At 72.5% G+C, this 20,949-nt stretch carries 20 protein-coding genes and 4 tRNA genes; 20 read left to right on the forward strand and 4 right to left on the reverse strand.

Going from position 1 to position 20,949, the window contains the following annotated elements; all coding sequences use genetic code 11:
• Window positions 1-150 precede the first annotated feature (150 nt).
• The 3 genes from R3E98_03205 (at window position 151) to R3E98_03215 (ending at window position 2,544) form a co-directional block, all read left to right on the forward strand.
• The gene (locus R3E98_03205; GenBank protein MEZ4422394.1) at window positions 151-975 is read left to right on the forward strand and encodes a protein phosphatase 2C domain-containing protein; all 825 of its coding nucleotides are present in this window, start codon (window positions 151-153) and stop codon (window positions 973-975) included.
• Window positions 972-1,973, forward strand: a complete 1,002-nt coding sequence (locus R3E98_03210) for a beta-ketoacyl-ACP synthase III (protein ID MEZ4422395.1) — start codon at window positions 972-974, stop codon at window positions 1,971-1,973. Before R3E98_03205 ends, R3E98_03210 begins: the two co-directional genes overlap by 4 nt.
• A 187-nt stretch (window positions 1,974-2,160) precedes the next feature.
• Window positions 2,161-2,544 (forward strand): TraR/DksA family transcriptional regulator, encoded by a 384-nt coding sequence (locus tag R3E98_03215; protein MEZ4422396.1) that lies wholly within the window; start codon window positions 2,161-2,163, stop codon window positions 2,542-2,544.
• A gap of 100 nt (window positions 2,545-2,644) precedes the next feature.
• Here the strand turns inward: R3E98_03215 and R3E98_03220 are convergent, their stop codons facing one another.
• On the reverse strand, window positions 2,645-3,778 hold the full coding sequence (locus R3E98_03220) for an HRDC domain-containing protein (protein MEZ4422397.1): 1,134 nt from the start codon (window positions 3,776-3,778) through the stop codon (window positions 2,645-2,647).
• Between the two features lie 230 nt (window positions 3,779-4,008).
• Here R3E98_03220 and pyk point away from each other — a divergent pair, with 230 nt between their 5' ends.
• From pyk to R3E98_03300, 16 genes are all read left to right on the forward strand, one after another.
• Window positions 4,009-5,430 carry a pyruvate kinase gene (gene pyk, locus R3E98_03225; protein ID MEZ4422398.1) on the forward strand — a complete coding sequence of 474 codons (1,422 nt, stop codon included), beginning with the start codon at window positions 4,009-4,011 and terminating at the stop codon, window positions 5,428-5,430.
• Entirely contained in the window at window positions 5,427-6,209 is a 783-nt protein-coding gene (locus tag R3E98_03230; protein MEZ4422399.1) for an MBL fold metallo-hydrolase, read from the forward strand. Before pyk ends, R3E98_03230 begins: the two co-directional genes overlap by 4 nt.
• The gene (locus R3E98_03235; protein MEZ4422400.1) at window positions 6,206-7,600 is read left to right on the forward strand and encodes a glucose-6-phosphate isomerase; all 1,395 of its coding nucleotides are present in this window, start codon (window positions 6,206-6,208) and stop codon (window positions 7,598-7,600) included. The genes R3E98_03230 and R3E98_03235 overlap by 4 nt, the downstream gene beginning before the upstream one ends.
• 179 nt (window positions 7,601-7,779) lie before the next feature.
• Window positions 7,780-8,199 carry a YtxH domain-containing protein gene (locus R3E98_03240; protein MEZ4422401.1) on the forward strand — a complete coding sequence of 140 codons (420 nt, stop codon included), beginning with the start codon at window positions 7,780-7,782 and terminating at the stop codon, window positions 8,197-8,199.
• On the forward strand, window positions 8,196-9,116 hold the full coding sequence (locus tag R3E98_03245; GenBank protein MEZ4422402.1) for a YihY/virulence factor BrkB family protein: 921 nt from the start codon (window positions 8,196-8,198) through the stop codon (window positions 9,114-9,116). The genes R3E98_03240 and R3E98_03245 overlap by 4 nt, the downstream gene beginning before the upstream one ends.
• Entirely contained in the window at window positions 9,113-9,760 is a 648-nt protein-coding gene (locus R3E98_03250; GenBank protein MEZ4422403.1) for a L,D-transpeptidase, read from the forward strand. The genes R3E98_03245 and R3E98_03250 overlap by 4 nt, the downstream gene beginning before the upstream one ends.
• A gap of 7 nt (window positions 9,761-9,767) precedes the next feature.
• Window positions 9,768-10,229: an SsrA-binding protein SmpB gene (gene smpB / locus R3E98_03255; protein MEZ4422404.1), complete on the forward strand. Its 462-nt coding sequence runs from the start codon at window positions 9,768-9,770 to the stop codon at window positions 10,227-10,229.
• A complete protein-coding gene (locus tag R3E98_03260) occupies window positions 10,226-11,410 on the forward strand; it encodes an N-acetylmuramoyl-L-alanine amidase (protein ID MEZ4422405.1) in 1,185 nt (394 codons plus the stop codon). Before smpB ends, R3E98_03260 begins: the two co-directional genes overlap by 4 nt.
• On the forward strand, window positions 11,407-12,327 hold the full coding sequence (locus R3E98_03265; GenBank protein ID MEZ4422406.1) for a dihydroorotate dehydrogenase: 921 nt from the start codon (window positions 11,407-11,409) through the stop codon (window positions 12,325-12,327). The genes R3E98_03260 and R3E98_03265 overlap by 4 nt, the downstream gene beginning before the upstream one ends.
• Window positions 12,327-13,052 (forward strand): orotidine-5'-phosphate decarboxylase, encoded by a 726-nt coding sequence (gene pyrF / locus R3E98_03270; GenBank protein ID MEZ4422407.1) that lies wholly within the window; start codon window positions 12,327-12,329, stop codon window positions 13,050-13,052. Before R3E98_03265 ends, pyrF begins: the two co-directional genes overlap by 1 nt.
• Complete coding sequence (locus tag R3E98_03275) at window positions 13,049-13,579, forward strand: hypothetical protein (GenBank protein MEZ4422408.1); 531 nt, start codon at window positions 13,049-13,051, stop codon at window positions 13,577-13,579. Before pyrF ends, R3E98_03275 begins: the two co-directional genes overlap by 4 nt.
• A 39-nt stretch (window positions 13,580-13,618) precedes the next feature.
• The gene (gene cysS, locus R3E98_03280) at window positions 13,619-15,070 is read left to right on the forward strand and encodes a cysteine--tRNA ligase (protein MEZ4422409.1); all 1,452 of its coding nucleotides are present in this window, start codon (window positions 13,619-13,621) and stop codon (window positions 15,068-15,070) included.
• Between the two features lie 42 nt (window positions 15,071-15,112).
• Window positions 15,113-15,185, forward strand: a tRNA-Thr gene (locus tag R3E98_03285).
• Between the two features lie 74 nt (window positions 15,186-15,259).
• A tRNA-Tyr gene (locus R3E98_03290) sits at window positions 15,260-15,342 on the forward strand.
• Between the two features lie 30 nt (window positions 15,343-15,372).
• Window positions 15,373-15,446: transfer RNA gene (locus tag R3E98_03295), tRNA-Gly, on the forward strand.
• A 42-nt stretch (window positions 15,447-15,488) separates the two neighbouring features.
• Window positions 15,489-15,560: transfer RNA gene (locus tag R3E98_03300), tRNA-Thr, on the forward strand.
• 89 nt (window positions 15,561-15,649) lie between these two features.
• Here the strand turns inward: R3E98_03300 and R3E98_03305 are convergent.
• The 3 genes from R3E98_03305 to R3E98_03315 form a co-directional block, all read right to left on the reverse strand.
• Window positions 15,650-16,888, reverse strand: a complete 1,239-nt coding sequence (locus R3E98_03305) for a glycosyltransferase (GenBank protein MEZ4422410.1) — start codon at window positions 16,886-16,888, stop codon at window positions 15,650-15,652.
• On the reverse strand, window positions 16,888-18,834 hold the full coding sequence (gene asnB, locus R3E98_03310; GenBank protein ID MEZ4422411.1) for an asparagine synthase (glutamine-hydrolyzing): 1,947 nt from the start codon (window positions 18,832-18,834) through the stop codon (window positions 16,888-16,890). The genes R3E98_03305 and asnB overlap by 1 nt, the downstream gene beginning before the upstream one ends.
• Window positions 18,835-18,937: 103 nt before the next feature.
• On the reverse strand, window positions 18,938-20,041 hold the full coding sequence (locus R3E98_03315) for a glycosyltransferase (GenBank protein ID MEZ4422412.1): 1,104 nt from the start codon (window positions 20,039-20,041) through the stop codon (window positions 18,938-18,940).
• A 580-nt stretch (window positions 20,042-20,621) separates the two neighbouring features.
• On the opposite strand from R3E98_03315, the gene R3E98_03320 reads away from it, so the two are divergent.
• The coding region (locus tag R3E98_03320; GenBank protein MEZ4422413.1) for a GTP-binding protein at window positions 20,622-20,949 on the forward strand (328 nt) is incomplete at its 3' end.

Raw genomic sequence — 20,949 nt, forward strand, 5'->3', positions numbered from 1 at the left:
GCGGTGCGGTGTGTCGGCAGGCAGCCCCGCGGGCGGGTGCCGATCCGCGGCCATGGCCGGACGGACCATGGGTTGTCGCTATCAGGATGATGTGACTCATCCGCTCCACCGTCGGTCTCCATCTGCGGACACGAGACGAGGAGCGCGCTGTTGGTCGACAGACACCCCGGCCCGGACGGGAGCATCGCGGTCCACATGGCCCCACGGCTCACAGCACTGGGACGCACCCATATCGGGCTGGTCCGTGGGCGCAACGAAGACGCGTTCCGCGTCGGGGACGACCACTCGTTCGCGATCGTCGCCGACGGGATGGGCGGGGGACCTGCCGGGGATGTCGCCAGTCGCATCGCGGCCGACGCCGCCACCGCCCACCTGGATGGCTTCCGCGCCGCGCTCCGGGGGGGGCAGGGGGGGTCGGCGTCGCGCTCCGCCCTCCTGGCCCGGGCGGTCGGAGAATCGGTCCGGCTGGCCAACCAGGCGGTCCGGGCGCGCGTCCTGGCCGATCCGTCCTTCCACGGCATGGGTTGCACGCTCACGGTCGCGGCGGTGGATCCCGACACGGCCGTGTTCGCGGTGGGTCACGTCGGCGACAGCCGCGCCTACCGGGTCGGGCGCAGCGGATGGCAGCGACTCACCCAGGACCACACGCTGGCGCAGGAGTCCGTGGACGAAGGTCGGCTGACGCGCGAGGCCGCACGCACCCATCCCTTCGGCCACGTCCTCACCCGGGTCATCGGCATCGATCCCGACGTCGATCCCCAGGTCACGCTCGGGCGCCTGGAGCCGGGCGACACGCTGCTGCTGTGCACGGACGGGCTGATCCGGGTGGTCGAGGAGGACGACGTGGTGGCGCGCGCGGGATCGGGCGCGGCGCTGGCCGACATCGCCGACGCGCTCGTGCACGAGGCGGTCGAAGGGGGAGGCCCCGACAACGTGACCCTGGTGCTGCTCCGCGCGGACGAGGACGGCGGTTGAGCGGCCCGCGCGCGGCGATCGTCGGAACGGGCTTCGACGTGCCCGACCGGATCGTCACCAACGAGGATCTCTCGCGCCGGATGGACACCTCGGACGAATGGATCCGGGAGCGCACCGGCATCCGCGAGCGCCGCTGGGCCGAAGACGGCACCACCTCCGCCGACATGGCGGCCCGCGCCTCCCGGCGTGCCCTGGAGGCGGCCGGGTTGGAGCCCGGGGCGCTGGACGCGATCGTGCTGGCCACGCTCAGCCCCGACCACTTCTTCCCCGGCACCGGCGTCTTCCTCCAGCGTGAGCTGGAGGTGCCCGGGATCCCGGCGCTCGACATCCGGGCGCAGTGCAGCGGCTTCCTGTACGGTCTCTCGGTGGCGGATGCCTGGATCCGGGCCGGCACCTACCGCACGATCCTCCTGGTCGGCGTGGAGATCCAGTCGAGCGGTGTGGACGTCTCCACCCGCGGACGGGACATGGCGGTGCTGTTCGGAGACGGCGCCGGGGCGGCGGTGCTGACCGCGACGGACGAGCCGGGCCGGGGCGTGCTGTCCACCCATCTGTACGCGGACGGACGCCACGCCGAGACGTTGTGGTGCGACGCGCCCGCGAGCCGTCGGCACCCGCGCATCTCCGCGGAGGACCTGGAGACAGGGCGGCAGTATCCATCCATGGAAGGCCGCGAGGTCTTCCGCCACGCGGTCGAGCGCATGCCGGAGGCCATGGAGGCGGCGCTGGCCGCGAACGGGTTCACCACCGCCGACCTCGACCTGTTGATCCCGCACCAGGCCAACCTGCGCATCTCGGAGATGGTGCGACGCCGCCTCGGTCTGCCCGAGGAGAAGGTCCTCAACAACATCGAGCGCTACGGAAACACGACGGCGGCCACCATCCCCATCGCCCTGGCGGAGGCCGTGCAGGCGGATCGGGTCCACGCCGGGGACCTGGTGGGCTTCGTCGCGTTCGGTTCCGGCTTCACCTGGGCGAGCGCGCTCGTCCGCTGGTAACGGCGCACCGTCGCCGTTCCGCGACCCGGGCGCGACGACCCCGACGCGCGCTCGCGACCGTCCGGGACTGGACAGCCCTTCCCCCCGGATTACCTTTTTGGTCTTCGGCGGCCCCGGTCTTGCAGGGTTGTCGCTCGTAGGCCACGCCGTTCCGGCCTGCGCTACGCCAAGACAGGACGACACGGCGATGAACAAGAAGCAGCTGGCCCACATCGAAAAGAGACTCCTCGACGAGCGCGCCCGCGCGCTGCGCTCGCTGGGGCTGTTCGACCAGATGGCCAAGGCGGATCGCGAGGGTGGCGACTCCGACCTGGCCGCGTATACCGACCACATGGCGGACCAGGGCACCGAGGCCATGGAGCGCGAGAAGGCGGCGCTCTTCGCCACCAAGGAAGGCCGCTACCTCTACCGCCTGGAAGAGGCGCTCAGACGGCTCTACAACGATCCCGACAACTTCGGGAAGTGCCACACCTGCGGCGCCGAGGTGGGCTTCGAGCGGCTGGACGCCCTGCCGCACGCCCGCTACTGCATCGACTGCAAGCGCAAGGAGGAGGGCGCCGCCGCCGCCTGATCCCGGCCGCGGTCCGCTCCGCACGCGAAAGACGCCCCCGCTGCCGGCTGCAGCGGGGGCGTCTCGCGTTCAGGGCGGGCGTGTCGTAGGGAGCGGGCCTCTAGCGCCGTCTCGGATCCCCGGCGGCCTCCAGCAGGACGGCGCCCGCGGCCTCCTGCTGCCAGCGCTTGAGCGAGGGCACCTCGGCCAGCTCCGCTTCGCTCCGGGGTGCCCGGCGCGCGATCTCCATCAGCACCGCGTTGGGGACCAGCAGGCCGCGATCGAGCCCCAGCTCGTCCGCCCGGCGGTTGCGGGCCGCCTTGAGGCGATCCATGCGCTCCTCCTCCTCGCGCGTGGGCCGCTCCGTGCGCGGGCCGCCCTTGCGGGGGAAGGGAGCGATCGTGGACGCCGGCTGGGCCCGCGCCTCGCGCACGGCCCGGAGCAGATCGTCGCCGGCGGTCCGCGCCACGGTCTTGGAGATCCCGCGCAGCGACGCGAGCTCGTCCGCGGATGCGATCGCGCCCGACGCGGCCTCCGCCAGGACGCGGTCCTCCGCGATGCGGAACGGAGCGCGGTCCCGCTCGCGCGCCAGCGCGTCCCGCCAGCCCCAGGCGGCGCGCAGCGCCTCCAGGCTCGCCGGGTCCAGCTTGCGCGCGCCCGCGAAGCGGGTCACGGGGTCGAGCGGCTCCTCGTCCGTCGGCCACCCCACCTGCTCCAGCAGCGCGAACTCCTCCTCCGCCCAGTGCAGCCGTCCCAGGTCCTCGAGCTTGCCGCGCAGCAGGTCCCACAGCGCGCCCAGGCTCCGCGTGTCGGCGGCCGCATAGGCGATCTGCTCCTCGGTCAGGGGCCGTTGGGCCCAGTCCGCGCGCTGGTACTTCTTGGACAGGGTGATGCCCTGGTAGCGCTCCAGCAGGGCGGACAGACCGGTCTGGGCCTCGCCCGCCAACGCGGCCGCGATCTGGGTGTCGAGGATGGAGCGGACCTCGAGTCCGAGGTCGCGGTCGAGGAGACGCAGATCGTAGTCCGAGCCGTGCAGGAGCACGGGTCGGGCCGGGTCGGCCAGGGGGTCCCGCAGGGCGTCGGCCGGATCGAAGGCCAGCGTGTCGACGACGAACGTCTCCGCGTCCGTGGACACCTGGAGGAGGCAGATCCGATCGGAGTAGCGGTGGAAGCCGGCTGCCTCCGTGTCCAGCGCGAAGCGGGCCGCGGATGCGAGCGCGCGGGCGAGCCGCTCCGCGCCGGCCTCATCCTCCACCCAGATCGTCTTCCCGTGCCCCAGGCCCGGCCTCCCTTCGCCATCGGTAGCTCCCGGAGCGCTGCAACGGTGGGGTCACGCTCCGGACGACGCCCCCGGTACTCGCCTGCATGGACGGGGTTCCGTGCCTTGATCGGGCGTGGCCCTCCCCGCACGTTTCGGGTCGCGCCGCCCCCGGCGGAGCGTCACCGGACCTCCCGGACCCCACATCTCCCCGCGCCTGGGCCCGCATGTCGCTGCGAACCAAGATCGTCTGCACCCTCGGTCCCGCCTCGAGCTCCCCCGAGACGGTGCGGGCCCTCATCGAAGCCGGCCTCGATGTGGCCCGTGTGAACATGTCGCACGGCACGCACGAGGAGCACGCGCGGGTCATCGAGACGCTGCGGGTGGAGGCGGCGGCGGCGGGGCGGCCGGTGGGGATCCTGGTGGACCTGCAGGGTCCGCGGATCCGGGTCGGGCACCTGGACGCGCCCGTGGACCTGGTGGAGGGGGCCCGGGTCGTCTTTGCGCCGGAGGAGACGGCGGGGACGGGCGAGCTGCCCACCACCTACGACCCCCTCGCGTCGGAGGTGCGGCCCGGCGACCTGCTCCTCCTGGACGACGGGCTGCTCGAGCTGCGCTGCACGGGCACGTCCGGGGAGCGGGCCGAGTTCGAGGTGCTGCGCGGCGGGGTGCTCAAGAGCCACAAGGGCATGAACCTGCCGGGCGTCGCGCTCGGCGCGCCGTCGCTGACGGAGAAGGATCTGCTGGACCTCGACTTCGCCCTGCAGCACAACGTCGAGTTCGTGGGGCTGTCGTTCGTCCGGGCCGCCTCCGACGTCCAGCGCGTGAAGGAGATCGTGGCCGAGCGTGCGCTGGTGGTGGCCAAGATCGAGATGGCCATCGCGCTGCGGGACCTCGAGGCCATCCTGGCCGCCACGGACGCCGTCATGGTGGCGCGCGGCGACCTCGGCGTGGAGCTGCCCTTCGAGCAGGTCCCGCTGGCGCAGAAGCGCATCGTGCAGGCGGCCAACCTCTACGGCCGGCCCGTCATCACGGCCACGCAGATGCTCGAGTCCATGATCGAGCATCCGCGACCCACACGGGCGGAGGCGTCCGATGTCGCCAACGCGATCCTGGACGGCACGGACGCGGTGATGCTCTCCGGGGAGACGGCGGTGGGGCGCTACCCCGTGGGTGCGGTGCGCGCCATGGTGCGCATCGCCAGCGAGGTGGAGCGCGCCGGAGCCGAGCGCCTCGCCTCCCGTCTGGGTGCGCTGGGCTCCGACGTGCAGCGGCACGGCGCCTCGATCCGCGAGCATGCCATCGCGTCCGCCACGGCCGAGGCGGCGCGCCGCCTCAAGGCGCCGGCCATCGTGGTCATCACGCGCTCGGGGTTCAGCGCCCGGCTGGTCTCCTCCTACCGCGTGCCCGTCCCGATCTTCGGGGTCTGCACCGATCCCCTGCGCTACCGCGAGCTGTCCCTCGTGTGGGGCGTCGTGCCCGTGCTCGCCGATCCCGACGAGGTCAGCTACGAGTCGCTGACCGAGATCGGCAAGCGCGCCGTGGTCACCTCCGGAGTGGGCTCGCCCGGCGAGTCGATCGTGGTCACGTCCGGCTTCCCGTTCCACCGCACGGGATCGACGAACACACTCCGGATCGAGCCGCTGTGAGGCTCACCTTCCTGGGGACCGGGACCTCGTTCGGGGTCCCCGTCATCGGGTGCGCGTGCGCGGCCTGCACGTCCCCCGATCCCCGGGACCGGCGCACGCGTCACGGCGCGCTGCTCGAGTGGGGCAGCGACCGCCTCCTGATCGACACGCCGCCCGAGCTGCGCCTGCAGCTCCTCGCGCAGCGCGTCGACGACATCGACGCGGTATGGTTCACGCATGCCCATGCCGACCACGTGCACGGGATCGACGACCTGCGGGTCTTCTCCTTCCGGGGGGGTCGGGACGTCCCCGCGTACGTCCCGGAGGGCACGTCGGACTACTTCCACGCGCGTTTCCCCTACATCTTCGATCCGGGTGTGCAGGTGGCGGAGGGGACCTCCAAACCGCACGTGCGCCTCATCGAGGTCTCGCCTGTCCGACCGATCGAGGTGCTGGGCCGACCGGTGTGGCCGCTGCCCGTTCCCCATGGCGCGTTGACCGTGTACGGGTTGCGGGTGGGCGGGCTCGGCTACATCACGGACGGGAAGCGACTCTCCCCGGAGGTCGAGCGCGCGCTCGAGGGCGTGCGCGTGCTGGTCCTCAACGCGCTCTGGTTCGGGCGTCCCCATCCCACCCATTTCAACGTGGAAGAGGCGGTCGCGGCCGCGGAGCGCATCGGCGCCGAGCGCACCTACCTCACCCACCTGACGCACCGCGTCACGCACCAGGAGCTCGAGGCGAAGCTGCCGACCGGCGTGCTTCCCGCGTACGACGGACTCACCGTGGAGATCCCGGAATGAACGACCTGAACGCCTGGAGTCTCGACTACGCGAACGCGCGCGCGGAAGCGCTGGCCGGACGCGGGCCCGCGCACGCCGACCTGAACGGATCTCTGGCCACCCGGTTCCGGGAGGCCCACGCCGTGGTCGAGCGGCGCCGGGAGGAGGGGGTGCTGGGCTTCATGGAGCTCCCCGGCCGTCAGGACCTGGTGAGCGCCGTGCAGGGGCTGGCCGACGGGTTCGGGCAGTGGTTCGAGACGGTCGTGGTGATCGGGATCGGAGGGTCGGCCCTGGGCGCGCTGGCGCTGCGCGACGCGCTGCTGGGGCCGCACTGGAACGAGCGCAACGTCGAGGCCCGGGACTACTTCCCGCGCCTCTACTTCCTGGACAATCCCGATCCCACGGTCGTCGCCGACCTGCTGGCGGTGATCGAGCCCACGCGCACGCTCTTCAACGTGGTGAGCAAGTCGGGGTCGACCGCCGAGACCATGGCGCTGTATCTCGTCGTGCGGAAGCTGCTGGACGACGCGGTGGGTCCCGACGCCGCCCGCGGCCACTTCGTCTTCACCACCGATCCCGAGCGGGGACCGCTGCGCACGCTGGCGCAGGAGCAGGGGATCCCCACCCTCGCGGTTCCCGGCAACGTGGGGGGCCGCTTCTCGGTCCTGTCCCCGGTGGGACTCTTCCCGGCCGCGCTGACGGGGATCGATCTGCGGGCTCTGATGGCGGGGGCCGCGGCGATGGACGAGCGCTGTCGCAGCACCGACCTCCTGGCCAACCCCGCGGGCCTGCTCGCGACCTTGCTGCATGCGTGGGATACCGACCACGGCACACCCATCCACGTGCTCATGCCGTACGCCAACCGGCTGCGGTCCTTCGCGCTGTGGTTCCAGCAGCTGTGGGCGGAGTCGCTGGGCAAGGAGAGGGAGGGCCGGGGCGTGGGTCCCACCCCGCTCCCCGCGGTGGGCGCCACGGACCAGCACGCCCAGGTCCAGCTGTTCATGGAGGGGCCGCTGGACAAGTTCGTGGTCTTCCTGGCCATCCACGATTTCGCCGAGACGCTGACCATCCCGGACGTGCATCCCGACATCGAGGCTGCGCGTTACCTGGCGGGGCACACCGTCGCCCACCTGCTGGACGTCGAGCGCCGCGCCACCACGGAGGCCTTGCGGCAGCGGGGCAGGCCTTCGTGCACGCTGACGCTGCCCGCGCTGGACACGCCGTCGCTGGGTGCGCTCTTCCAGCTGTTCGAGCACGCGACCGTGCTCGCGGGCGGGCTCTACGGCGTCGATCCGCTGGATCAGCCGGGCGTCGAGCTCGGCAAGCGGCTCACGTACGGCCTGTTGGGCCGGGAGGGACACGAGATCGAGCCGCTGCCTCCGGAGCGCGCGGACGCCTGCTGGAAGGGCTGACCCGCGCACGTGGGGGCGGCGGCGCGGCGCGCCTCCGCCGGCGTGGCGCCGTGCACGGCGCGCCTCCCTGCGGAGCCGCCGAGGCTGCTGTACCGGCTCTGGAGCGTGGGTTACCTTCCAATCCGTGGGGCCTCGCACGTGGAGACGGGCCCCACCTCCTTCAGACTCGTGGGTGTGTCATGGGCGAGCGCGGGGAACCCCCCTACATCATCGTGGAGAAAGGCGGCGGCGGACTCGGGTCCTTCGTGGTGGGCGCCCTGCTCGGCGCCGGTGTGGCTCTCCTCCTGGCGCCGCGGTCGGGCGAGGAGACGCAGCAGGAGCTGAAGGCCCAGGCCCGGCGGTGGAAGGAGATCGCGGAGGACCGCGTCAAGGACGCCCAGCGCGCGCTCTCCGAGCGCGTCGACGACGTGCGCGACGAGGTGCAGTCCCGCTTCGACGAGGTGCGTGGCGCCGTGGATTCGGGCCGTGAGGCGGCCCGTGATGCCCGCCACGACCTGGAGCGCCGGCTCGAGCAGTCCAAGGCGGCATACCGGGCGGGCATCGACGCCGCCCGTCAGGCGGCCCGCGAGACGCCGGGAGACGCCGAAGCCGAGACGTGACCCGAGCCCGGGCCGGCTGGCGCACCCTGCGCGCGCTGGTCGAGAAGGCCTACCGCGACGACATCTTCTTCATGGCCGGGGCGATCACCTTCAATCTGGTGATCGCCATCGTGCCGATCCTGTTGCTGGCGGCCGGCGTCACCGGGTGGGTGCTCAAGGCACGCTTCGTCGATCCGGGCGCGGGAGCGGTCGGGCTGGTGTTGCGGGCGCTGCCCCGGGGCGCGGTGGATCCCGACCTCGTCACCGCGCTCGAGGACACCGTCGCGCAGGTCGTGGATCAGAGCACGGGCTTCTCGCTCGCCGGTGCGCTGGTGCTCGTGTGGATCTCGACCCGTCTGGTGGGGACGCTGCGCTCGGTGCTGCGGCGGGTCTTCGAACAGGAGACGGATCGGTCGCTCCTCGCCGGCAAGTGGTTCGACTTCCGCATGGTCCTGGTGGGCGCCGCCTTCATCATCCTGGGGCTGGGCCTGGCGCGCGGGACGTCGCAGCTGATCCGGCTGGCCTCCGACCGCTCGGGCCTGATGCCCCGGCCCTGGGTGAGCGAAGGCGTCGGCGCCCTGCTGGAGCTGGCCTTCATGTGGGTGCTCCTGCTGATCATCTACCGCGTGGTGCCGCTCCGGGAGCTGCCCCGGCGCACGGCGCTCACGGCCGCGACCCTGACCGCCGTGGGGCTGGCGCTGCTCAAGGAGGCCTTCGCCTGGTACATTCGCAACGTGGCCGACTTCTCCAGCACCTACGGGAACCTGGCCACGCTCGCGGTGCTCTTCTTCTATCTGTACTACGCCTCCGTGGCGTTCGTGCTGGGCGGGGAGATCGCCGTGATCACCGCCGGGCCCAGGCCCGCGGAACACAACTTGAAGGAGCCGGGCAGCGAGGCGCCGCCGAGCGCCGAACCCCTGGCCGGAAGCCGTCCATGAGTCGTCGCCGCTCCACGCCCCAGCTCCGCCCGCCGGTCCGGTGGGCCCTCGCGGCCGCCCTCGCCGTGGCCGCCCTGGTGCCCGCGCCCGCGGCCCGGGCCCAGTGGGTGGACGGGGACGACGGGGTGGTCTACCGGACCCGGGTGGTCGAGCACGGCCTGGAGCTGGATCAGCCGCTGTTGGACCACGATGGCCCCTACATCGTCGTGCATCTGGCCGAGAACCGGGTGTTCCTGATGGAAGGCGGCACCATCGTCTGGTCGGCCCCGGCCGGCACGGGCACGGGGTTCCGGCTGTCGGGGCAGGGGCTGCGCTGGCAGTTCACCACTCCCAAGGGGCTCTTCCGGGTGCGGCGCATGGAGAAGGACCCGGTCTGGGAGGCGCCGGACTGGTACTACGTGGAGAAGGGCATCCGCATCCCGCCCCAGGATCACCCCTCGCGCAGGATCCCCGGCGTGATGGGAACCACCGCCCTGTACCTCGGGGACGGCCTGGCCATCCACGGCACCAACTCCCCGGGTCTGTTGCTCAACCCGGACCCGGAGCGCCGCCGGGTCTCGCACGGCTGCATCCGGCTCACCAACGAGGCGGCGCGCGACCTGTACCACCGGGTGGGGGTCGGCACCCCGGTGCTGATCTACTGAGGCGGGCGTGAGCGAAGACGGCCGGCACGTGGTGGCCCGCAACAAGAAGGCGCGCCACGAGTATCAGATCCTCGACCAGTGGGAGGCGGGGATCGTGTTGACGGGGCCGGAGGTCAAATCCATCCGCCAGGGCAAGATCGCGTTCCAGGATGCGTTCGCCCGGGTGCAGGACGGGGAGGTGTGGCTGCACAGCCTGCACGTGAGCCCGTACGAGGAAGCCAATCGCTGGAACCTCGACCCCGTGCGCACGCGCAAGCTGCTCCTCAACCGCCACGAGATCCGCAAGCTCGTCGGCCGGGTGGAGGAGAAGGGCCTCACCCTCGTCCCCCTCGACGTCTACTTCCGCGCCGGCAAGGTCAAGGTCACGCTGGGCCTGGGGCGGGGGAAGAAGCTCCACGACAAGCGCGAGACCCTGAAGGGACGCATCCAGGAGCGCGACGCCGAGCGGGAGCTGGGAAGACGCCGATGAGGCGCACGCCGTCCCCCACCTGCGCGCTCCTCCTGGCCCTGACCGCCGGGCTCACCGCTCCGCTGGCCGCACAGGCGCCCGACCTGTGGGTGCGGGTGGGGGGGCGGGAGTCGGAGACCCTCAACGTGGTGGACCGGCAGGGCTTCGCCGCGTTCGACGCCACGGAGCTGGCCCGCTTCGGATGGCCGGTCGAGCGCGTGCGCGACACGGTCGTCGTGGACTTCGACGGCGCGGAGGCACGGCTGGCGGTGGGCACGCCGTTCTTCCGCTGGGAGCAGGACGTCCTGCAGCTGACCGACGCGCCCTATGTGGAGCGCGGGCAGATCTGGGTGCCCGTGCAACTCCTGATCGACTTCGTGCCCGAGCGTCTGGCCGGGCTCGAGTTCGACCCCGCCACGCGGACCCTGTTCGAGCTGCCGACCGTGATGGCCGCGCCCCTTCCGCCCGTGCGCACGCGCGCCTCCCGTGTGGTGGTCATCGATCCGGGCCATGGCGGCCGCGATCCGGGGGCCATCGGGTCGGGGGGCGTGCGCGAGAAGGACGTGGCCATGGGCATCGCCCGCGCGCTGGTGCGGCTGCTCCAGGCGGACAGCACGCTCGAGGTGCACCTCACCCGCGACCGCGACATGCAGGTGCCGCTGTGGCGTCGCGGGGAGATGGCCACGCTGCTCAAGGGCGATCGCCCCGGCGTCTTCCTGTCGATCCACGCGAACGCCCTGCCCGCCTCCCGCGCCACGCGCGGCTTCGAGACCTACTTCCTGTCGGAGGCGCGCACGGACGACGAGCGCCGTGTGGCCGCGCTCGAGAACGCGGTGGATCGTCCCAGCCTGGATCCGGCGCCCGAGCAGACGGAGCTCTCGCAGATCCTGGGCGAGCTGCGCAACCTGGACCACCAGCACTGGTCGGCCTTCCTGGCGGAGGTGGTGCAGATCCACCTGGAGGACGTGCACCCCGGGCGCAATCGCGGCGTGAAGCAGGGTCCGTTCGCCGTGATCACCAACGCGCTCATGCCGGCCGTGCTGATCGAGGTGGGCTACCTGACGCACGCGGCGGAGGAGCGCCTCCTCGGCCGGCCCGAGTTCCACGAGACGGTGGCCGGCGCGTTGGCTGCGGCCGTGCAGCGGTTCTTCGAGCAGTATCCCACCGCTTCGAGCACCGTCGCGACCCCGGTGGGGCCGTGACCCTGGAGCAGGAGCTCTTCGGCGTCCGCTTCCAGAACCCGGTGCTGCTGGCCGCGGGCACCTGCGGGTTCGGCGAGGAGCTGGCCGAGGTGGTGGACCTCGAACGTCTGGGCGGGCTCGTCACCAAGTCGGTGACGCGCGAGCCGCGGGCCGGCAACCCGGCGCCGCGGGTCGCGGAATTCCACGCCGGCATGTTGAACTCCATCGGATTGGCCAATCCGGGTGTGGAGGCCGTGCGGCGCGACAAGCTGCCCTGGCTGCGCGACCACGTCCGGCGCGCACAGGTCTTCGTGAGCGTGGCCGGCCACGACCCCGAGGACTTCGCCGCCATCGTGGCGCGCCTGGACGACTGCGACGGCTTCGTGGGCTTCGAGATCAACCTGTCCTGCCCCAACGACACGGCCCGGGGCGCGCTGCCGTTCGCGCTCGACCCCGAGGCGCTGGTCGTGGTGGTCGAGCGCGTGCGGGCGCGCACGCAGCGGCCGCTGTGGGCCAAACTCGCGCCCAACGCGCCCGACCCCGGCGCGAGCGCGCGCCTGGCGGTGGAGGCCGGGGCGGACGGCGTGACCATGGTCAACACGCTGCCCGGGCTCCAGTTCGACCTGGACACGCTGGCCCCCCGGCTGGGCGCCGGACCGGGCGGCATGAGCGGGCCCGCGCTGCTGCCCGTGGGTGTGCACGCGGTGTGGCGGGCACGGACGCAGGTGTCGGTGCCCATCGTGGGTGCGGGGGGCGTGGCCACGGCCTCGGACGCCGCCCAGTACCTGCTCGCGGGGGCGTCCCTGGTGCAGGTGGGAACAGCCTCCTTCGCGGATCCCGCCTCGGCGCTCCGGGTAGTGGACGGACTCGCCCGCCTCGGAGCCGCCAAGGGCTTCTCCCACATCGACGCGCTCATCGGAGCCGGCCGTACCCCGTGATGCCACCCCCCGAGCCCCGCCGTGCGCAGGTCGCGCTGGCCCTGGACGTCCCCGACCGGACCGCCGCCCTGGCGCTGGACGCCCGGCTGGGGGAAGGACGCCGGATCTACAAGGTCGGGCTCGAGCTCTTCACGGCGGAGGGGCCTCCGCTCGTGCGCGAGCTGCTGGAGCGGGAGCACCGGATCTTCCTGGACCTGAAGCTCCACGACATCCCCAACACGGTGGCCCGCGCGGTGGAGTCGGCCGCCCGGCTGGGGGTGCACTGGCTGACCGTCCACACCGCGGGGGGGCCGGGGATGCTGTCCGCGGCCGCCCGGGCGGAGCGGGGTGCCCTGCGCCTGGTCGGCGTGACCGTCCTCACGTCCCTGGACGCCCCGGCCCTGGCCACCGTGCTGGGCCGGCCCGGCGTGGACGTCCAGACCGAGGTCGACCGGCGTGCCGGATGGGCCCGCGAGGCGGGGCTCGAGGCCGTGGTGTGCTCGGTGGCCGAGGCGGCCCGCCTGAAGGACGTGCATGGCCCGGCGTTGGAGTTGGTCACGCCCGGGATCCGCTTCGCCGACCAGGGCACGGACGACCAGGCGCGGGTGGCCACGCCCGCGGGAGCCGTGCGCGCCGGGGCCGACCTGCTGGTCATCGGGCGGGCCGTGACGGCCGCGGCCGATCCGCGGGGCGCCCTGGCCCGCGTCCTGGCGGAGACGGAGGCCGCGGGCGCGGTCCGCGCATGAGGGCGCGCCCGGCGGGCGAGGCCCGGACGGTCCGGGGCCGCGGGGCCCGGCGTGCGCCCTCGGGCAGGCACCGGCGGGCGGCGCGCGGGCTGGGCGTCGTGCTGGTGGCGCTGGGCGCGCTCCTGCCCCGCCCCCTGGCGGGCCAGTCCGGGCTGGAGGGCATGGCGGCCGCGGTGCAGCGCGCGGTCGCGGCCCAGGACCTGGACGCGCTCCGCGGGCGTCTCTCCACCGCCGGTGTCCTCGTGCACGTCCATGGGCAGTCGCACGCGGGGCTGGCGCCGCATCAGGCCGTCGCGGCGCTCCGCGACTTCTTCCGCGCCCACGAGGTCGGCACCTTCCGGCCCGGTCGCGTCGTCGACTCGGGCGGGGAGCCCCGACGCGGCTTCGCCGAGGTGGAGTGGGACACGGTGGTGCGCGGCACGTCGGAGGCGGTACGCTATCGTCTGTTCACCGGCTTCGCCTTCCGCGAAGATCGCTGGTGGGTGGACGAGCTGCGCGTGCTGCCCGCGAACGGCTCGTCCCGCTGACGAACCCTGGTCTCTCCGGAGAGGATCGGTAGGCACGCGATGGCGCTCCAGCTCTACGACACGCTCACCCGGTCGGTGCGGCCGTTCGAGCCCCAGGATCCCGCGCAGGTGCGCGTCTACGCCTGCGGACCCACGGTCTACGACCACGCCCACATCGGCAACTTCCGCTCGTTCGTGCTCTACGACGTGCTGCGCCGCTACCTGGAGTGGTCGGGCTTCACCGTGCGCTTCGTGATGAACCTCACGGACGTGGACGACAAGACCATCGAGGGCGCGCGCAAGCGCGGCGTCCAGCTCACGGAGTACACGGCGCCCTACGCGGACGCCATCCTGGCGGAGGCGAACGCGCTCGGGATCCGGCGTCCCGACGCCACGCCGCTGGCCACCGAGTGGGTGCCGGAGATGATCCGCTTCGTGGAGCGCCTGCAGGAGAAGGGGTTGGCCTACGGCACGGAGGACGGCTCCGTCTACTTCCGCATCGCGGGCTTCCCCGGCTACGGCAAGCTCTCCGGCATCGACCCCGACAGCGTGCGCTCGGGCGCGCGCGTGGCGGTGGACGAATACGGGAAGGACGACGCGCGCGACTTCGCGCTGTGGAAGGCGGCCAAGCCCGTGGACGTGCAGGTGGGCGCGGCCTGGGACTCCCCGTGGGGGCAGGGCCGGCCGGGGTGGCACCTGGAGTGCTCGGTCATGAGCATGGGGGAGCTGGGCGAGACCCTGGACCTGCACCTGGGTGGGGAGGACCTGGTCTTCCCCCATCACGAGGACGAGATCGCCCAGTCGGAGGGCGTGACGGGCAAGCCGTTCGTGCGGCACTGGGTGCACGTGAAGCACCTGCTGCTCGAGGACCGGAAGATGTCCAAGTCCCTCGGCAACACGCTGACCGTGCGTCAGCTCCTGGACCAGGGCGTGGATCCGGCCGCGGTGCGGCACCTGCTCATCTCCTCCCACTACCGGCACGAGCTCAACTTCAAGCGCGAGGGCGTCAACGCCTCCAGCGCCGCCGTGCGGCGGCTGGCGGACCTGGCGCTGCGCCTGGGGGAGGAGGGCCGCCCGGGCTGGGAGGCCTCGTCCACCCTGCCCGCCCTGGCGGAGCGGCTGGAGCGGGAGTTCCGGACCAGCATGGACGACGACCTGAACACGCCCAACGCCCTGGCGGCGGTCTTCAACTGGGTGCGGGACGTCAACGCCGAGCTCGACGCCCACCCCGGCACGTCGCGCGAGGAACGGGCTCCCGCGCTGGCCGCGCTGCGCTCGGTGGACCGGGTGCTGGGCCTGCTGGAGCTGGCCGACCGGGCGCGCGCGGAGGCGGGCTCGCGCGAACAGGACATCGACGCCCTGGTGGCCGAGCGCGAGGAGGCCCGGGCCCGCCGCGATTTCGCGCGTGCCGACGCCATCCGCGACCAGCTCGCGGCCGAAGGGATCGTGCTCGAGGACACCCCCGGAGGCACCCGCTGGAAGGTGGTCGCCGGAGGGGTGGGATCCGGTTGACACTCCGCGAAAACACGGCCTATACTTGAAGGCTCTGTTTCCGCTGACGTAGCTCAATTGGTAGAGCAGCTGCCTTGTAAGCAGCAGGTTGAGGGTTCGAGTCCCTCCGTCAGCTCGTCGTGTGGTCGCCGCGGCGCCCGGGATCGGGATGCAGCGGCCGCCGCGCCGAGAGGCAGGGCCGGCCAGACCGGTGGGGTACCGAAGCGGTCAAACGGGGCAGACTGTAAATCTGCTGGCTCATGCCTTCGAAGGTTCGAATCCTTCCCCCACCATTGGATGGACGTCGCGCGGTGCGGCGGTGCGCGGGAGTAGCTCAGTTGGCTAGAGCATCAGCCTTCCAAGCTGAGGGTCGCGGGTTCGAGTCCCGTCTCCCGCTTGCAGGACCCGCCCGGCCGAGCACCGGGTGGTCAGAGGGCAAGCTCCGGTAGCTCAGGGGTAGAGCGCTTCCTTGGTAAGGAAGAGGTCATGGGTTCAAATCCCATTCGGAGCTCTGGACGGCGCGTTCGCGACATGCGGATGCGCCGTTCCGCATTTCGGGGGCCACCCGCGTGCGCTCGCCGCGCGGGTGGTCCGTAGCACCTACCGCCCGCTGCGCCCCTGCGCCGGGATCCGCCCACCCACCACGTCTTCGCAGATCCCCGCGAAGGCCTCCGCGATGCGGTCCCATCCGAAGTGGGCGCGCACGTACTCGGCGCCGCGCGCGCCGAGCGCACGCGCTTCCTCCGGCCGCTCCAGCAGCTCCACCACGCGGTCCGCGAACGCCTCCGCCTCGTCGGCGAAGCGCACGTGGTCACCTTCCCGGACGGGCAGGCCTTCGGCACCCACCTGCGTGGTCACGACCGGCCGCTCCATGGCCATGGCCTCGAAGATCTTGAGGCGCGTCCCTCCGCCGATGCGGATGGGCACCACGAACACCGCGCCCCGCTCCACGTAGGGCCGCACGTCGGGGACCCGCCCCACCAGGTCGATGCCGGGACAGCGCTCCACCACGCGCCGTATGCGCTCGGTGGGATTCCGGCCCACCAGGGTGAAGCGCGCGTCGGGGACGCGCTTGCGGATCCGGGGGAGGATCTCCTCGCCGAACCAGGCGATCGCGTCCTCGTTGGGCATCCAGTCCATCGCGCCCGTGAACACGATCTCGCGTGAGCCGGACGGATACGGCCCGTCCGGACGGAAGAACGTCGTGTCCACGCCGGTCGGGACCCAGGAGACGTGCTCGAGGCCGTAGTCCGCCTCGTGCTTGCGCGCGTCCGCTTCGGAGACGGCCACCACATGGTCGAAGCGACGGCACTCGCTGCCCTCGATGCGCTCCATGCGCCGCCACTGGTTGCCGAAGTACGCCTTCTTGATGCGCGAGCGGGCCACGTTCGTGTGCCGCTCCCAGATGGCGGCCTCCACGTTGTGCTGGAACAGCACGGTGGGGATGTCCAGTCCGTCCGGCACGTTCCGGCTCGGGAACAGGAAGTCGCACACCAGCACGTCGTGCTCGCCGCTCGCGACGTGCGCGCGCACGCGGCGCTCCATCTCGGCCGAGCGGTACTTGGCCACCGCATAGGGCAGGGAAGTGACGGCGTTCGCCAGCAGGTCCAGGTACAGCCGGGGCGAGTCACCCGGCGTGGTGCGGAAGGGCACCCGGTCCAGGACGTGGCAGTACTCGTGCGCGCGCTCCTCCGCGTCGGGCGCGGCGGTGCCGTCGTCCAGCGTCAGGTACGTGACGTGATGCTCGCGCTTGAGCGCGGCCAGCATGTGGTAGGTGCGGATGCGGCCGCCCTTGTCCAGCGGATGCAGCAGCTCCGTCTTGAGCCAGAGGATGCGCATCAGGCGGCCCCTGCGGCCGCCGCGGCACCGGAGCCCGCCGTGACGTGCTCGTGCGACTCCCCGTCCAGGAAGAGCCGCTGCCAGATCTCCAGGTTGACCAGCGCCCACAGGCGCTCGTCGTGGCCCCCGCCGCCGGCGTCGTGCTCGGCCACGATGGACCGGACCGCGTCCGGTCGGAAGAGCCCGCGTCCCAGCGCGCGCTCGGACAGCACGAACTCCTCCACCACGCTCCGGTAGGGACCGCGCAGCCACCGGCCCACCGGGACCGGGAAGCCCATCTTCTTGCGGGTGAGGATCTCCTCGGGGAGCACACCCTTCATGGCCCGCCGCAGCACCGCCTTGGTGGTCCAGCCGTCCAGCTTGAGGTGGCGGGGCAGGCGCGCGGCGTACTCCACCAGCGGATGGTCCAGGAAGGGCACGCGGCTCTCGATGGAGGCGCCCATGCTCATCTGGTCCTGCTTCATGAGCAGCTCGTGCAGATAGGTGCTCGAGTCCGCGTAGAGCATGCGGTCCAGCAGGTCGTCGCTGCCGCAGCGCTCCATGGCGCGGTGGTAGGCCGCGTAGGGATCGATCCCCGCCAGCCGCGACCGCAGGTCGGGCGCGAGCAGGTCCGCCTGCCGGGTGCGTCCGAAGACGGCGAAGTTGTCGAGGTAGATGGTGTCGAGGTCCGCCGGGAGCGCCACGAACGTGCGCGACAGCCGGCGCCGCCAGCGGGAATGCTCGGGCAGCAGTCCGAGCGCGCCGCGCGCCCCGGACCGCACGAAGCCGGGCAGCCGGTTCCAGGCCTGGCCCGCGCGCAGGTTGAACAGCGTCACCCGGTAGCGGTTGTAGCCGGCCAGCGTCTCGTCGCTGCCTTCGCCGGTCAGCACCACCTTGACGCGCTCGCGCGCCAGTTGGGCCACGTGGTGCAGCGGCACCGAGGACGGGTGCGCCATGGGCTCGTCCTCGTACCACACCATGCGCGGCACGGAGCGCCAGAACTCGTCGGGGCTGAGCACGATCTCCCGGTGATCCGTGCGGAAGCGCTCGGCCACCAGGCGGGCGTAGTGCAGCTCGTTGGCCTCGCGCTCGGCGAAGGCCACCGAGAACGTCTTGATCTGGTCGTCCACCAGCTCGCTCATGAGCGCGGTGATGGCGGCCGAATCGATCCCGCCCGACAGGAAGGCACCCAGCGGCACGTCCGCCATGAGGCGGAGCCGCACAGCCTCCTTGAGCCGCTCGCCGTACTCGCGGACCAGCTCCTCGTCACTGCCGGAGAGACGGGCGCCGCCCATCTCCAGGTCCCAGTAGCGCTCGATGGTGACACGCCCGTCCTGCCAGGTCAGCACGTGGCCGGCCGGGAGGCGGCGGATGCCCTGGAACAGGGTGCCGTCCCCCCAGGTGGCGTGGTTGGCGAGGAAGTCGGGCAGGGCCCGCTCGTCCAGCGCGGCCCGTACACCGCCGGCCAGCACGGCCTTGATCTCCGACCCGAACACCAGGGAGCCGTCCGGGGCGTGGTGGTAGTAGAGCGGTTTGATGCCGAAGCGGTCGCGGACCAGCACGAGCTTGCGCTCGTCCGTGTGCCACACCGCGAAGGCGAACATGCCGCGGAAGCGGCGCACGGCGGCGGCGCCTTCGCGCTCGTACCAGCGCAGCAGGGACTCGGTGTCGCAGTGCGTGCGGTAGCGCACCCCGTCGGCCACCAGCTCGGCCATCAGGTCGGGGTGGTTGTAGATCTCCCCGTTGTAGACCAGGCGCAGGCGGCCGTCGTCGGACGCCATGGGCTGGGCGCCGCCCTCCACGTCCACGATGCTCAGGCGCCGGTGTCCCAGCCCCACGCCGTCCCCCACGTAGGTGCCGGAGCCGTCCGGGCCCCGGTGGGCGATCACGTCGCACATGCGCTCGAGGAGGGCGGGCGCGACCGAGCCATCGCGGTCGGGGCGGACGATGCCCGCTATGCCGCACATGGCGTGGACTCCGAGCAGAGGGGGGGCAGGCAGGCGGCGCGCCCCGAAGCGGGGCGAGCGGCGGGGGCCGGAAGCCGGAGTGCGGTCGTCGACACCGGGCGCCTCACCAGACGTCCCAGTGTCCGCGGGCGGCGCGCCACGCGGCCACCAACGGAGCGGCCAGGAGGACGCCCGTCCAGGCGGCCTCGCCCAGCACCCGCCGGCCGCTGCGGAGCGCGACCAGGAGCAGGACACCGGCGGCCACCCCCGCGAGCAGGACCGGCAGGGCCGGGCCCAGCCTCGCCAGGAGGCGGAGGGCGCCGGGCAGGAAGCCGACCACGGCCAGGATCAGGAAGACCGGCGTGGCCATGCGCAGGAGCTTGTGGAAGACGAACTGGATCCAGATGGGATTCCGCCCCGGGATCAGCACCTCCGGCATCCATGCGCAGAGCTGCAGGATGCCGGCCTGGGTGCGCACCTTGCGACGGTACTCCTGCGCGTGGGTGAAAGTTCGGGGATCGGTGGCCAGCGCGTCCTCCCGGAACAGCACGCGGTGTCCGCCGCGCACGATCTGCAGCGGCACCCACAGGTCGTCGCAGAGCAGGCCCGCCGGGAGGTCGCTCCACAGCTCGCGCCGGATCGCGTAGATGGCGCCGGTCACACCGACCATGCTGTGGAGGGCGGCCTCCGAGCGGCGCAGCAACCGCTCCAGCACCCAGTAGATCCGGGTCACGGGATTGCCCTGGCTGATCCGGTAGCCGCCCGACACGGCCCCCACCTGCGGGTGCGCGAGGTCGGCGACCAGGCGCGCGATGGCGGTCGGGGCGAAGCGCTGCCCGGTGTCGGCGAAGACCAGCAGCGGGTTGCGCGACGCACGCACGGCGGCGTTCAGATTCCCGGGCTTCCCCGGCGGTCCGTCTCCAGGCACCACGGTCACGCCCGCAGGCAGCAGACGCCGGTACGCGTCCAGGTCGTGTCCGGCGCCGGGGTCGATCCCCACCACCACCTCCAGGCGGTCCTTCGGGTGGTCGGTGGCGAGCAGGTCGGCGACCCGGTCACGGACCTGCTCGGGGTGGTCGCGGCTGGCCAGGATGACGCTCACCGCCGGCGGGGCGTCGAAGCGGGCGGACGGCGCCCGGCGTCCGCGGGCGAGGAGGACGAGCGTCAGCGGGTAGACGAACCACGTGAGCAGGAGCAGCGCCAGCGCCGCCGTGCCGAGGACGATCAACGTGGGTTCCTTCTCTCTCCGCGCGGGTGGGTCCGCCCCGGGGTCGGCCGGACGGAGCACCCCGAAGGGGGCAAGACGCGGGCCATGCACCGGCCCCGGGTCCGACGCCCCGGGGGGTGGGCCCCCAAGGATCGCGCGCGAGGGCGCGGGGTCCAAGAGGGCAGGGGCGGATCCGGCGTCCGCGTGGGAGGATGCGTCGGGGATCCTCGGGGCCGGCGGCGCGGCCACGCCTCCCCATGGTGCCGAGTGGTCACCCCGGAGCGTTGACACCCTCCAACACCGCCTCTACCTTTCCCGTTCTGTCCTCCAGCCGGTTTCCGACCCAGGCCCGGCTGTAGGATGTTCGACCGGCGGTCCCTGGCCGTCGTCCCGGGTCGAGGCCTACCCGAGCACGCGGTCCCGTGCGCTTCGGGTCCTCCCGGTGGACTCCGAGGGCAGCGTGGTCGGTGGAGCTCCGCTCCCCGGCGCCCCCCTGATCCGAGTCCGCCTGCACCGCCCGGACGGCACCCGGGTGCCACCGCGCCGACCCCACGACCACCGAGCCGGGTAGCCCGGACACCGAACGCTACGAGGAAGAGGGATGGGCAAGGAAAAGTTCGAGCGTACGAAGCCGCACGTGAACGTGGGAACGATCGGGCACGTGGACCACGGGAAGACGACGCTGACGGCTGCGATCACGGTGACCCAGGCGAAGAAGCATGGGGGCAACGCGGTGGCGTTCGACCAGATCGACAAGGCTCCGGAGGAGCGGGAGCGTGGGATCACGATCGCGACGGCGCACGTGGAGTACGAGACGGCGAACCGTCACTACGCGCACGTGGACTGCCCGGGGCACGCGGACTACGTGAAGAACATGATCACCGGGGCGGCGCAGATGGACGGCGCGATCCTGGTGGTGAGCGCGGCGG

This window comes from Gemmatimonadota bacterium, assembly GCA_041390125.1.
GTDB lineage: Bacteria > Gemmatimonadota > Gemmatimonadetes > Longimicrobiales > Gaopeijiaceae > JAGQIF01.

Bases quoted from the DNA above. Each gene is read 5' to 3' on its own strand.
- R3E98_03240 (MEZ4422401.1), top strand. From the start codon at position 7,780: ATGGGCGAGCGCGGGGAACCCCCCTACATCATCGTGGAGAAAGGCGGC.
- pyrF (MEZ4422407.1), top strand. From the start codon at position 12,327: ATGCCACCCCCCGAGCCCCGCCGTGCGCAGGTCGCGCTGGCCCTGGAC.
- R3E98_03250 (MEZ4422403.1), top strand. From the start codon at position 9,113: ATGAGTCGTCGCCGCTCCACGCCCCAGCTCCGCCCGCCGGTCCGGTGG.
- R3E98_03305 (MEZ4422410.1), bottom strand. From the start codon at position 16,888: ATGCGCATCCTCTGGCTCAAGACGGAGCTGCTGCATCCGCTGGACAAG.
- R3E98_03275 (MEZ4422408.1), top strand. From the start codon at position 13,049: ATGAGGGCGCGCCCGGCGGGCGAGGCCCGGACGGTCCGGGGCCGCGGG.
- pyk (MEZ4422398.1), top strand. From the start codon at position 4,009: ATGTCGCTGCGAACCAAGATCGTCTGCACCCTCGGTCCCGCCTCGAGC.
- R3E98_03260 (MEZ4422405.1), top strand. From the start codon at position 10,226: ATGAGGCGCACGCCGTCCCCCACCTGCGCGCTCCTCCTGGCCCTGACC.
- R3E98_03215 (MEZ4422396.1), top strand. From the start codon at position 2,161: ATGAACAAGAAGCAGCTGGCCCACATCGAAAAGAGACTCCTCGACGAG.
- cysS (MEZ4422409.1), top strand. From the start codon at position 13,619: ATGGCGCTCCAGCTCTACGACACGCTCACCCGGTCGGTGCGGCCGTTC.
- asnB (MEZ4422411.1), bottom strand. From the start codon at position 18,834: ATGTGCGGCATAGCGGGCATCGTCCGCCCCGACCGCGATGGCTCGGTC.
- R3E98_03235 (MEZ4422400.1), top strand. From the start codon at position 6,206: ATGAACGACCTGAACGCCTGGAGTCTCGACTACGCGAACGCGCGCGCG.